10 protein-coding genes are annotated in these 12,469 nt (G+C 73.5%); 4 read left to right on the top strand and 6 right to left on the bottom strand.

The window, feature by feature from the left end; genetic code table 11:
• Nucleotides 1-229 precede the first annotated feature (229 nt).
• The 3 genes from RM572_RS18825 to mce all read right to left on the bottom strand — a co-directional run bounded on the left by RM572_RS18825 (nt 230) and on the right by mce (nt 5,350).
• On the bottom strand, nt 230-1,183 hold the full coding sequence (locus tag RM572_RS18825; protein WP_027765999.1) for a coiled-coil domain-containing protein: 954 nt from the start codon (nt 1,181-1,183) through the stop codon (nt 230-232).
• Between the two features lie 135 nt (nt 1,184-1,318).
• Nucleotides 1,319-4,654, bottom strand: a complete 3,336-nt coding sequence (gene scy / locus RM572_RS18820) for a polarized growth protein Scy (RefSeq protein ID WP_311674522.1) — start codon at nt 4,652-4,654, stop codon at nt 1,319-1,321.
• 240 nt (nt 4,655-4,894) lie between these two features.
• A complete protein-coding gene (gene mce / locus RM572_RS18815; protein WP_311674521.1) occupies nt 4,895-5,350 on the bottom strand; it encodes a methylmalonyl-CoA epimerase in 456 nt (151 codons plus the stop codon).
• 149 nt (nt 5,351-5,499) lie between these two features.
• On the opposite strand from mce, the gene RM572_RS18810 reads away from it, so the two are divergent.
• On the top strand, nt 5,500-6,705 hold the full coding sequence (locus tag RM572_RS18810) for an acetyl-CoA C-acetyltransferase (RefSeq protein WP_311674520.1): 1,206 nt from the start codon (nt 5,500-5,502) through the stop codon (nt 6,703-6,705).
• Nucleotides 6,706-6,749: 44 nt separating this feature from the next.
• Nucleotides 6,750-7,709 carry a methylmalonyl Co-A mutase-associated GTPase MeaB gene (meaB, locus tag RM572_RS18805; RefSeq protein WP_311674519.1) on the top strand — a complete coding sequence of 320 codons (960 nt, stop codon included), beginning with the start codon at nt 6,750-6,752 and terminating at the stop codon, nt 7,707-7,709.
• Between the two features lie 24 nt (nt 7,710-7,733).
• Here the strand turns inward: meaB and RM572_RS18800 are convergent, their stop codons facing one another.
• Both RM572_RS18800 and RM572_RS18795 read right to left on the bottom strand, forming a co-directional pair.
• A complete protein-coding gene (locus RM572_RS18800; RefSeq protein WP_311674518.1) occupies nt 7,734-8,909 on the bottom strand; it encodes a CaiB/BaiF CoA transferase family protein in 1,176 nt (391 codons plus the stop codon).
• Between the two features lie 164 nt (nt 8,910-9,073).
• A complete protein-coding gene (locus RM572_RS18795) occupies nt 9,074-9,592 on the bottom strand; it encodes a PepSY domain-containing protein (RefSeq protein ID WP_311674517.1) in 519 nt (172 codons plus the stop codon).
• Nucleotides 9,593-9,705: 113 nt separating this feature from the next.
• On the opposite strand from RM572_RS18795, the gene RM572_RS18790 reads away from it, so the two are divergent.
• Nucleotides 9,706-10,368 (top strand): response regulator transcription factor, encoded by a 663-nt coding sequence (locus RM572_RS18790; RefSeq protein ID WP_311674516.1) that lies wholly within the window; start codon nt 9,706-9,708, stop codon nt 10,366-10,368.
• On the top strand, nt 10,361-11,881 hold the full coding sequence (locus RM572_RS18785) for a sensor histidine kinase (protein ID WP_311674515.1): 1,521 nt from the start codon (nt 10,361-10,363) through the stop codon (nt 11,879-11,881). Before RM572_RS18790 ends, RM572_RS18785 begins: the two co-directional genes overlap by 8 nt.
• A gap of 18 nt (nt 11,882-11,899) precedes the next feature.
• On the opposite strand, the gene RM572_RS18780 is transcribed toward RM572_RS18785, so the two are convergent.
• Entirely contained in the window at nt 11,900-12,367 is a 468-nt protein-coding gene (locus RM572_RS18780) for a MarR family winged helix-turn-helix transcriptional regulator (protein WP_027765992.1), read from the bottom strand.
• Nucleotides 12,368-12,469: the final 102 nt, after the last annotated feature.

Raw genomic sequence — 12,469 nt, 5'->3', positions numbered from 1 at the left:
AGATCCGCCGACGTCGCCCGTGTGATTTGTCATGAGCCAGGGAGGCGCACCGAAGCTGCACGGCCCCGTCGCACGACGGTTCCCTCAGCGCAACCCGTCCGGGCCCCGCGCCCTGCACCGACGGGCGGGGCATGCGGCCCCGGACACGCAGAGAACCCGCCCGAACACGCACGGAGCCCCGTGCCCTTGCGGGCCGGGGCTCCGTGCGAGCGGCGTGCCGAGGGTGGTGTCAGCGGGACTGCTGGGCCGGGACGCCGTGGCTCACCGACTCGTCGTCCGTGTCGTCCTCGCCGCCCGGCTGACCGGCCGCGGCCACGGCGGCACCGGTCAGCGTCGCCAGCATCTCGCGGACGTTGGTCAGCTGCGCGTTGATGCTGTCGCGGCGGTTGGTGAGCGCCGCCAGCTCGCGCTCGGACTCGCTGCGGACGCGGTCGGCCTTGGCGTTGGCGTCGGCCACGATGTCCTCGGCCTGGCGCTGCGCGGTCTCGACCGTCTGGCGGGCGCGGCGCTCGGCGTCGGTGCGCAGCTTCTCGGCCTCCAGCCGCAGCTGCTCCGCACGGTGCTCGATCTCCGCGAGCCGCTTCTCGGCCTTGGCCTGGCGGGACGCCAGGTCGCGCTCGGACTGCTCGCGGCGCTTGGCGAGGTTGGTCTCGAAGTCGGCGGCGGCCTGGGCGGCCTTCGCACGGGTGTCCTCGAAGAGGGAGTCGGCCTCCTCGCGCTTGGACTGCGCGTCCTTCTCCGCGTCCGAACGCAGCTGCGTGGCCTCGCCCTTGGCCTTCTCGACGATGCGGGCGCCGTCGTCCTCCGCCTTCTGCTTGCGGTCGGAGGCGAACGCCTCGGCGTCGTTGCGGACCTGCTGGGCGGCGCTCTCGGCGAGCTCGCGGTGCTGCTCGGCGGCCCGGCGGGCCTCCTCGCGCAGGTCCTTGGCCTCCTCCTCGGCGAGACGGAGGATCTTCTCCACGCGCGCGCCCAGTCCGGCGTACGACGGCTCCGAGTCGTTGACCTGGGCCTGGGCGTTCTGCGTCTCGAGGTGCAGCTCCTCGATGCGCTTTTCCAGAGAGGTGATGCGAGAGAGTGCGCTGTCCCGGTCGGCGACGAGCTTGGTGATGCGGTCGTCCACCTGACCGCGGTCGTAGCCACGCCGCACGAGCTCGAAGCCGAAGGGGGAGGAAGTGTCGCTCATGGGGTTCCTGTCGAGTCAGACGGGGGTTGTCAAGCTGGGGTATCGGGGAGTGATAGAGGGAATCCTAGGGGGACAAGCGGCGTGTCATCGAGCTGATGCCCGTTTGTTGTGGAGAATGCTCGCTCGTTCGAGTGGCTAACGCCCGGACGGCTTGCCACCGCCGCGTGAACCGCCCGCGCCGGCACCCGCCTTGACGCCGCCGTTCGCATCGGAGTCCGAACCGCTCTTCCGGCCGCCGCTGTTCTTTCCGGACCCCTTGCCGCCGCCGGCACCGCCGGGCGCCTCGAACGACTCCAGGGCCTCCAGCACGTCCTGCACACGGGAGATCTCGGCGTTGATGTCCTCCTGACGGCGCTCCAGCACCTCGAGTTCACGCTGTCCGGCGTCGAGGGTCCGCTGGGCCTCGGCCTCGGCGTCCTCGCGGGTCTTCTCCGCCTCGGCCAGCAGCGTCGCCTTGCGCTGCTCGGCCTCCTTGAGCAGACCTTCCGCCTTGCGCACGGCGGCGATCCGCACCTTTCCGGCCTCCGACTCCGCGTCGTCGACCAGCTCCGCGGCCTTCCGCCGTGCCTCGTCGAGCTGTTCCTCGGCGGCCTTCACCAGGGCGTCGCACCGTTCGCCGGCGGACTTCATCGCCTCCGCCGACTCCCGGCGGGCCCGCTCGTGCAGCTCCTCCACCTCGCCCGTGATCCGGTCGCGCAGTTCCTCGGCGCGCTCCCGGGTCGCGGCGGCGTCGGTCCGGGCCTCCTCCAGCAGGGTGTTCGCATCCGCGCGGGCCTTCTCGACCCTCTCGCGGCCCTCCGCACGGGCGCTGTTCACCATGCCCTCGGCCTCCTCGCGGGCGGAGGCCAGCAGCCTGTCGGCCCGCTCCTGGGCCGAGGCGGCCGACGTCTCGGCCTCCTCGCGGGCCTGCGCCAGCAGCGTGTCGGCCTGCTCGGCCGCCTCGCCGCGCTTGCGTGCCGCGTCCTCGCGGGCCTCGTCCCGGGCGCGGTCGGCGTCCGCGCGGGTCCGCTCGGCGGCCTCCAGCGCCTCGTCCACGGTGCGTTCGGCCAGCGAACGCGCCGCCTCCAACTCCTCCTGCGCCTCGCGGCGCAGCCCGGTGATCTCCTGCTCCGCCTGCTCGTGCAGCCCCGCCACCGACTCGCGCACCTGCCGTGCGGTGTCCTCGGCACTGGCCACCAGGTCCGCGGCGTGCCGTTCGGCCTCCTCGACGATGCGGACGGCCTCGGCCTGCGCGTCGTCGACCCGCTGCCGCGCCGTGGCCAGCAGTTCCTCTCCCTGCTCGCGGGCGGCCGTACGTTCCTGGTGTGCCTCCTCGCGGGCGTGGGCGAGCAGTTCCTCCGCTTCCCGGCGCCGCCGCTCGGCCTCGACGCGGGCGGCCTCCAGTGCCTCCGAGGCCTCGGTGTTGGTGCGCTCGGCCGCGGCGTCTGCCTCCCGGCGCATCCGGTCCGCGGACTCCTGCGCCTCCGTCCGCAGCCGTTCCGCCTCGGCGGCGGCGTCGCTGCGCAGCTGCACGGCGACGTTCTCGCCCTCCGCACGTGCCTGGGTCGCGTCCGAGATCGCCTCGGTGCGGACCCGTTCGGCCTCGTCCTCGGCCTGCTGCTGGAGAGCGCGGCGCTTCTCGGCGGCCTCCACCCGGAACTGCTCGGTCTCGGTGCGGGCCTCCTCGCGCAGCCGGTCGGCCTCGCCGCGGGCCAGCCGCAGCTCCTCCTCCGCGCGGGACACCTTGTCCTCGGCGTCGGCACGCAGGCGTTCCAGCTCCCGGTCGGCCTCCGCGCGCAGTTCGGCCACGGCCTGCTCGGCGTCCTCCCGGACCCGGCGGCTCGCCTCGGCGGCCTCGGTACGGCTCTGTTCGACCTGCTCCTCTGCGCCGGAGCGCAGCTCCTCGGCCTCCTTGCGGGCGCGTTCCAGCGCCTCGTCGGCCTGCCGCCGCAGGCTGGTGGCGCGCTCGATCGCCTCGGTGCGGACCCGTTCGCTCTCCGTCGCGGCGTCGCCGCGGAGTTCCTCGGCGTCGGTGCGCGCCTTCGCCAGCAGCTCCTCCGCGCTGGTGGCGGCCTCCTCGATCTGCTGGACGGCGTCGCGGCGGGCCTCGCCGCGGATGTTCTCGCCCTCCTCGACGGCCTCGGCGCGCAGTTGCTCCGCCTCGCCGCGCAGCCGCCGCGCCTCCTCCTGGAGTTCGACGGTCTTGGCGCGGTATTCCTTGGTGTCGTCCTTGGCCGCGCCCTTGAGTTCCGTGGCGACGTCGTGCGCCTCGGCGCGGAGCCGGTCGGCCTCCTCCTCCGCCTCCCGGCGCAGTCGTTCGGCCTCCTCGGTGGCCGCCTTCGTGGTGGCCTTGGCCTTTTCGGACGCCTTGTTGAGCACGTCCTCGGCCGTACGCGCGGCCTCGGCGAGCTGGTGCGCCGACTCCTCCGCGGTGCGGGTGCGAGCCTCTTCGCGGGCCTCGGCGACGAGCCGCTCGGCTTCGGTGCGGGCGTCGGAGAGGACCTGTTCGGCCTCCCCGCGGAGCGTCTCCGACTCCTTGGTGGCCTGGCCGACCATGCGGGCCACCTCGGACTTGGCGGTCCGCACCCGCTGCTCGTTGACCGACTCCGCGTCACCGAGCTTCTTGGCGGCGGCCTCCTCGGCCTCGGTGAGTTTCTTCTCGGCCTCCGCGCGGGCCTCGCGCAGGGCCGTCTCGGCCTCCCGCATCCGCGCCTCGGCGCGGCGGACCAGGTCGGCGGCCTCGCGGCGGCTGCTCTCGGCCTCGCCCGAGCTGCGGCTGCGCAGCTGCTCGGCCTGCTCGGTGGCCTCCTGCGCCTGCCCGGTGGCGTTGGAGAGCATCCGCTCGGCCTCGGCGCGGGCACGGCGCAGCATGGCGTCCGCCTCGGCCCGGGCGTTCTCGGCCTCGGCGGCCATCCGGTGGCGGGACTCCTCGGTGAGCCGCTGCGCCTCCGCACGCGCCTGGGCGAGGGACCGTTCGGACTCGGCCCGCGTCTCCTCCATCAGGCGGCGGGCCTGCTGTTCGGTGCGGGTGCGCAGTTGCTCGGCCCAGGAGACGTTCTCGTTGACGTGCGACTCGACCGTGGAGCGGCGTTCGGACAGCTCTTCGTCCAGCTGCCGCCGGCGCCGCACGGCCTCGGTGTGCAGCTCGGACTCCAGCCGCGACTGGGCCTCGGCCTGCTCCTGGAGGAGTCGCTGCGTCTGTGCGCGCGCCTCCCGCAGCTCGCGCTCGGCGTCCGAGCGCATCTGGTCGGCCTGCATCTGCGCGTTGTGCAGGAGCTGTTCGGCCTGGTGGGAGAGGTTCTCGAAGCCGGCGGCCGGGCGCGTGGCGAGAGCGCGGCGCGCCTCGTGGAGCTTGGCACGCAGCACTTCGACCTGGTAGCCGAGGTCGTCGGCGTGGTCGACCGCCTTCTCCCGCTCCTTCTTCAGCCGCTCCATCTCGGCTTCGAATCGCGAGAGGTGGTCGTCAGCCTCGTAGCGGTCGTTGCCCCGCACTGCGCGGTCCCATCCGTCCCCTGGTCGCCTATGAAGGTGAACTGTCCTGCACCCCCGTCACCATGCGCGGCAGACGCCCGTACGGGACATCTCCCGGACGTGCCGAGGAAATGGTGTCAGATCATCGGCGGAACGAGGAACCCGCGCCCGCCCGGGCAGGGCCTGGGCACGGCTTCTTCCCGGGGTCTTGGACAAGCGGCCCCGGCCGCGCGGCCACTCTACCGGCCGGGGAAGCGGACGTCAGTGGTCCGTGTGCTCCGCCCCCCGGCCGGAGGTGGCGGCGGAGGTCACGAGCTCGGTCAGCACCCCGTGGCAGTCCTTGGGGTGCAGGAACGTGATGCGCGAGTCCATCGAGCCGCGCCGCGGCTCGTCGTAGAGCACCCGCACGCCCTTGTCGCGGATGCCGGCCGCCTCCGCGTCCACGTCGGCCGTGCCGAACGCGATGTGGTGGACGCCCTCCCCGTTCTTCGCCAGCCACTTCCCGACCGCGGAGTCCTCACGCGTCGGCTCCAGCAGCTGGAGGTAGGAGGCCCCGCCGTCGTCGGTGCCGTTGATGCGGAGCATGGCCTCGCGGACCCCCTGCTCCTCGTTGACCTCGGTGTGGAACACCTCGAAGCCGTAGGTGGCACGGTAGAACTCGACGGTGGCGTCGAGGTCGGTACAGGCGATCCCGATGTGATCGATACGCGTCAGCATGAGGACAGTGCAGCGTGTCGGGCGCGGTTCCGCAATGCGCGATTACGCAACGTGCGCACGGTCACACCGTCCGACCGGTGACCGGGGACCTGACCGCTCAGTACCGTGTAGATAACAGTCGTTAACCTCCCGCTGGAAGGGACCCTGCCATGACGGACACGTCCAGCAGCACCACATCGGTCATCGTCGCGGGTGCGCGCACCCCCATGGGGCGGCTGCTCGGGTCGCTGAAGTCCTTCTCGGGGGCCGACCTCGGCGGCTTCGCGATCAAGGCGGCACTGGAGCGGGCGGGCGTCGCCGGCGACCAGGTCGAGTACGTGATCATGGGCCAGGTCCTCCAGGCCGGCGCCGGCCAGATCCCCGCCCGGCAGGCCGCCGTGAAGGCCGGCATCCCGATGAGCGTCCCGGCACTGACGGTGAACAAGGTGTGCCTCTCCGGTCTCGACGCCATCGCGCTGGCCGACCAGCTCGTGCGTGCCGGCGAGTTCGACGTGATCGTCGCCGGTGGCCAGGAGTCCATGACCAACGCCCCGCACCTGCTGCCCAAGTCGCGCTCCGGCTTCAAGTACGGCGCGGTCGAGATGCTCGACGCGATGGCGTACGACGGGCTCACCGACTCCTTCGAGAACATCGCCATGGGCGAGTCCACGGAGAAGCACAACACCCGTCTGGGCATCGGCCGCCCCGAGCAGGACGAGATCGCCGCCGCCTCCCACCAGAAGGCCGCGAAGGCCCAGGCGGACGGCCTGTTCGACGCCGAGATCGCCCCGGTCGAGATCCCCCAGCGCAAGGGCGACCCGGTGGTCTTCTCGCAGGACGAGGGCATCCGCGGCGACACCACCGCCGAGTCGCTCGGCAAGCTGCGTCCCGCCTTCGCCAAGGACGGCACCATCACCGCCGGCTCCGCCTCGCAGATCTCCGACGGCGCGGCGGCCGTCGTGGTGATGAGCAAGGCCAAGGCTCAGGAGCTGGGCCTGGAGTGGATCGCCGAGATCGGCGCCCACGGCAACGTCGCCGGCCCGGACAACTCGCTTCAGTCGCAGCCGTCCCAGGCGATCCAGCACGCTCTGAAGAAGGAGGGCCTGTCGGTCGGCGACCTGGACCTCGTCGAGATCAACGAGGCGTTCGCCGCCGTCTGCGTCCAGTCGATGAAGGACCTCGGCGTGTCACCTGAAAAGGTGAACGTCAACGGTGGCGCGATCGCACTGGGTCACCCGATCGGGATGTCCGGTGCCCGCATCGTCCTGCACCTGGCGCTGGAGCTGGGCCGCCGGGGCGGCGGCGTCGGCGCCGCGGCGCTGTGCGGCGGCGGCGGCCAGGGCGACGCGCTGGTGCTACGGGTCCCCGGTAAGTGAGCGGTTCCACGGTTCGGAAGTCCGGCTGTACGGAGGAATGAGAAGTGGTGGACGTCCCCACGCTGGTGACGCAGGCCCGGGAGGGGCGGCCGCGTGCCGTCGCCCGGCTGATCTCTCTGGTCGAGGGGGCGTCCCCGCAGCTCCGCGAGGTCATGGCGGCGCTCGCTCCGCGCTGCGGAAACGCGTACGTGGTCGGGCTGACCGGCTCGCCCGGCGTGGGCAAGTCCACCTCGACCTCCGCACTGGTCTCCGCCTACCGGCGGGCCGGGAAGCGGGTCGGCGTGCTCGCGGTCGACCCGTCGTCCCCGTTCTCGGGCGGCGCGCTGCTCGGTGACCGGGTGCGGATGAGCGAGCACGCCTCCGACCCCGGCGTCTACATCCGGTCGATGGCCACGCGCGGTCACCTCGGCGGCCTCGCCTGGGCCGCACCGCAGGCCATCCGGGTGCTGGACGCCGCCGGCTGCGACGTGATCCTCGTCGAGACGGTGGGTGTCGGGCAGTCGGAGGTGGAGATCGCCTCCCAGGCGGACACCAGCGTGGTCCTGCTGGCCCCGGGCATGGGCGACGGCATCCAGGCCGCGAAGGCGGGCATCCTGGAGATCGGCGACGTCTACGTCGTCAACAAGGCCGACCGGGACGGCGCGGACGCCACGGCCCGCGAGCTCAACCACATGCTGGGTCTCGGCGAGGCGCGTGCCCCGGGGGACTGGCGTCCGCCGATCGTCAAGACCGTCGCCGCCCGCGGCGAGGGCCTGGACGAGGTCGTCGAGGCGCTGGAGAAGCACCGCGCCTGGATGGAGGAGCGCGGAGTGCTCGGGGAGCGGCGCGCCCGGCGGGCCGCCCACGAGATCGAGACGATCGCGGTGACCGCCCTGCGCGAGCGGATCGGCAGCCTCAGCGGCGACCGCCGGCTGGGCGCGCTCGCCGAACGCATCGTGAGCGGCTCCCTCGACCCCTACGCGGCGGCGGACGAGCTGGTCGCAGGACTCACGCAGGAGAGCTGATCCGGGCGGCGGACCTCCGGTCCGTCATGCCGCGCCGTCCTCGATCAGCCGGTCGATCTCGTCCTCGGCGAGCCCCAGCTCGGCCAGGATGGCCCGGGTGTGTGCGCCGAGCGCGGGCACCGGGTCCGTCCGCGCCTCGCCGGGCTGCTGACCCGGCGGGGCCGGCGCCCGGACGGGACCGGCCGGCGTGGCGACCTCGTGCCAGCGGCCGCGCGCGGCCAGCTGGGGGTGGTCCCACACCTCGGCCGGGGTGTTGACCCGGGCGTTGGCGACGGGAATGGAACTGAGCAGGCCGACGGCCTCGGCGCCGGTCAGCTGTGCGAAGCGGGACGCGAGGACCGCTCCGAGGGCCTCCCGGTGGTCGCTGCGGCCGGCGTTCGTCGCGTAGTCGGGGTGGTCGGCGAGCCCGGGGTCGTCCAGGAACGCGGCGCACAGGCCGCGCCACTCGCGGTCGTTCTGGACGGCCATCATCACGACCGTCCCGTCACCCGCCGTGAAGGGCCCGTACGGCTGGATGGTCGCGTGCGCGGCACCCGAACGCGGGGGTGGCGGCGCGCCGTCGTAGGCGTAGTACAGCGGGAACCCCATCCACTCGACGGCGGACTCGAGCATCGAGATGTCCAGGTGCCTGCCGGTCCCGGTCTGCCCGCGTTCCAGCAGGGCGGCCAGGACGGAGCTGTAGGCGTACATGCCCGCGGCGATGTCGGACACCGGGACGCCGACCTTCGCCATCTCCTCCTCGGTGCCGGTGACGGACACCAGGCCGGCCTCGCACTGCACGAGCAGGTCGTAGGCCTTGCGCCCCTCGTACGGCCCCGGGGACCCGTAGCCGGAGATGTCGCACACGATGAGGCGCGGGTTGAGCGCCCGCAGCTCCTCGGCGCCCAGACCGGCGCGGGCCGTCGCGCCGGGCGCCAGGTTCTGGAGGAACACGTCCGCGTCGGCCAGCAGCCGGCGCAGCACGTCCAGGCCGCGCGGGTCCTTGAAGTCGAGAGTGAGGGACTCCTTGTTGCGGTTCGCCCACACGAAGTGCGCGCTGAGACCGGCGGTGCGCGCGTCGTACGAGCGGGCGAAGTCGCCGGTGCCGGGCCGCTCCACCTTGATCACCCGCGCGCCGAGGTCGGCGAGGTGGCGGCTCGCGTACGGCGCGGCGAGGGCCTGTTCGAGCGACACCACCGTGATTCCGCGTAGGGGCTGCATGCCTGTCTCCCCGATGGGCGAACCGGACGGTCGACGCTCCCGGCCGGGTCGTACGGGCCGGGGGTGCGACGGACGCCAGTGAAGCACGGCCGCCACCACGGCGCGGGGCCGGGAGAGCTCTCCCGGCCCCGCCGCACGGCCGCCCCGGTGCCGGGGCGGGCCCGTCAGTCGTCGTCCCGGTCGTCCGCGTCGTCGCGGTCGCGGTCGTCGTCCCGGTCGTCCGCGTCGTCGCGGTCGTCGTCCGTCTGCTGCGTCACCTCGCCGCTGTCGGCGTCGATGCGCACCTCGTGCCAGGTGCCGTCGTCGCCCAGCACGTCGGCGTCCCAGGCCAGGCGACCACCGGCCTCGTCGTCCAGCTCGATCGACTCGACCTTGCCGTTCACCGAGGCCAGAGCCTTGTCGACGGCCTCCTTCGCGCTGAGCTGGGCCCCGGACAGCGCCTTCGCGTCGTCGCGGTCGTCCGCGTCACCCTGCTCGCGGTCGTCGCGGTCGTCGCGGTCGTCGCGGTCGTCGCGGTCGTCGCGGTCGTCCGCGTCGTCCCGGTCGTCGTCCTGCGACTGGCCCTGCGACTGGCCCGGCGACGGCGCTTCCGTGCCGCCGGAGTCACCGGCGAAGGCCGCCGTCGTGCCGCCGACGGCGAGGGTGGACGCGGCGACGGCGGCGATGACGAGCTTGCGGTTCATGGGGTTCCTCCCGTGTCGTTCCTGCGATGTGGGAACACCGTCGCAAGCCGGAGCTGAAGGCACGCTGAAGCGGCCTGAAGATCCCTTCAGGTCCGGTCGGGCAAGCTGGGCGCATGCGGTTGCTGATCGTGGAGGACGAGCGCAGGCTCGCCGTGTCGCTGGCACGCGGCCTGACCGCCGAGGGTTTCGTCGTGGACGTCGTGCACGACGGGCTGGACGGCCTGCACCGGGCGGGCGAGGGCGGCTACGACCTGATCGTCCTCGACATCATGCTGCCCGGCATGAACGGCTACCGCGTCTGCTCCGCGCTGCGCGCGGCCGGGGACGAGACGCCGATCCTGATGCTGACCGCCAAGGACGGCGAGTACGACGAGGCCGAGGGCCTGGACACCGGCGCCGACGACTACCTGACCAAGCCGTTCAGCTACGTGGTGCTGCTGGCCCGCGTACGGGCGCTGCTGCGCCGCCGAACCCGCGGCGGCGCGGCCCTGCTGCGCGTCGGGGACCTGGCCGTCGACCCGGGTAGCCGCCGGGTCACGGTGGACGAGGAGGAGGTCGCGCTGACGGCGAAGGAGTTCGCCGTCCTGGAACAGCTCGCCTCGCGGGCCGGGGAGGTCGTCTCCAAGGCGGAGATCCTGGAGCACTCCTGGGACTTCGCCTACGAGGGCGACGTCAACGTGGTCGAGGTGCACGTGAGCGCGCTGCGCCGGAAGCTGGGCGCCGACCGCATCCGCACGGTCCGGGGGGCCGGGTACCGGCTGGACGGCCGTGCGTAGGGGCTCGGTACGGCTGCGGGCCGCCGTCGGTGCGACCGTGGTGGTCGCCGTCGCACTCGTCCTGACCGGGGTGGCCGTGGTGTTCACCCTCCGGGCGGGCCTGGCGGACAACACCCGGCTGCGCGCCGAGTCCGCGGCGCGCGAGGTGGCCGCACAGGTCACGGACGTGCGGGCGAGCGGCGTGTCCCGGGTCGACGGCCTGGACGTCGACGAGCCGGTGCAGGTGGTCGACGGCCGCGGACGGGTCCTCGGGTCCTCCGCGCCCGGCGGCTCGTTCGCGGACTTCTCCCCGGCGGAGGAGAAGCCGGACCCGCCGGAGACGGCGCGCCCGCCCGGCGACGGCGGGGACGACGACGGGGACGCCGGCGGGGACGCCGGCGGGGACGACGACGGGGACGACGCGGACGACGGGGGCGACGACGGGCCCACGACGACGGCCCCCGCGCCGGAACCCGTCGAGGTCGACCGCAACAGCCGGAGCGAGGTGCTCGCCCTGTCCGTCGACGAGGACGGCGAGTTCGCGCGCGGGAGCGAGGCGACCAGCCGCCAGGACTTCCAGGTCGTCGCCGTGCACGCCGTCACCCGGGACGGCACCCCGGTGAGCGTCTACGCCGGGGCCTCGCTCGCCGGCCAGGAGGAGGCGGTCTCCTCGGTCACCCGCGCGATGCTGGTCGGCCTGCCGGTCGTGCTGGCCGTGGTCGGCGCCGTCACCTGGCTGGTCGTGCGGCGGGCGCTGCGGCCGGTGGAGGGCATCCGGCGCGGGATGGCCGACATCACCGCCAGCACCGACCTGTCCCGCCGGGTCCCCGAGCCGGACGCCCGCGACGAGGTCGCCGCGCTGGCCCGTACGACCAACGAGACGCTGGGTGCGCTGGAGAGCGCCGTGGAGCGGCAGCGCCGGTTCGTCGCCGACGCGTCCCACGAGCTGCGCAGCCCCATCGCCTCCCTGCGCACCCAGCTGGAGGTCGGCGCGCACCACCCCGACCTGCTGGACCTGGACGGCGCCGTGCAGGACACCGTCCGGCTCCAGAGTCTCGCCGCCGACCTGCTGCTCCTCGCCAGGCTGGACGCAGGGGAGCAGCCCGGCACCGGTCGGGTCGACCTCGCCGAGGTGGTGCGGGACGAGCTGCGGCAGCGGGTCGCCAGGGTGCCCGTCCGGCTCGACGTTCCGGAGGGCGCCGACACCACGGCGACGGGGTCGCGCACGCAGCTCGGCCGGGTGGTCGGCAACCTGCTGGACAACGCCCAGCGGCACGCGTCCGCCGGTGTGCGGGTGTCGGTACGGCCCGGGGTGGTGGAGGTCGCCGACGACGGCTCCGGCGTGCCGTCCGGGGAGCGGGAGCGGATCTTCGCACGCTTCGTGCGCCTCGACGACGCCCGCAGCCGCGACGACGGCGGCGCCGGGCTGGGTCTCGCCATCGCCCGCGACGTGGCGGAACGCCACGGCGGCACCCTCACCGTCACCGACGCGCCCGGGGGCGGCGCCCTCTTCACCCTCCGTCTGCCGTGTTGACCTGCGGCCCTGAGCCGTTCAGCGGTCGTGTGCGGTGTGCAGGTGGTCGGCAACGGTGGAGAGCGACGTCTGCAGCTCCTGAAGGGCCTCCGGGGTGAGCAGGTCGATGAAGTGCCGGCGCACCGACGCCACGTGATGCGGCGCGACGTTCCGCATCGTCTCCCAGCCCTGCTCGGTCAGGACGGCGAACAGCCCGCGCTTGTCGGACTCGCAGTTCTCGCGCCGCACCAGCCCCGCGCTCTCCATGCGGGTGATCTGGTGGGACAGGCGGCTCTTGGACTGCCGGGTGCGGTGCGCGAGCTCGCTCATCCGCACCCGGTGCTCGGGCGACTCGGAGAGGTTGACCAGGATCTCGTAGTCGTTGTTGGTCAGCCCGAAGGGCTGGAGGTCGCGCTCCAGCTGGTACATGAGCAGCCGGCTGACGTCGAGGTGGGTGCGCCAGGCCTGCTGTTCCGCGTCGCTCAGCCAGCCCTTGTCCGTGTTCATGTCGAGAGCGTACCCAGGGTGTGTCGGGAAAGTGGCGTCGTCCGGCCACCGCCCCGCGTGGGGGCACCTCCCGGCCGAAGGGTGGGGGAGGGACTTTCCCGG

The organism is Streptomyces hazeniae, assembly GCF_031845485.1.
Classification (GTDB): domain Bacteria; phylum Actinomycetota; class Actinomycetes; order Streptomycetales; family Streptomycetaceae; genus Streptomyces; species Streptomyces hazeniae.
This window is presented reverse-complemented; position numbering and strand designations above follow the sequence as displayed.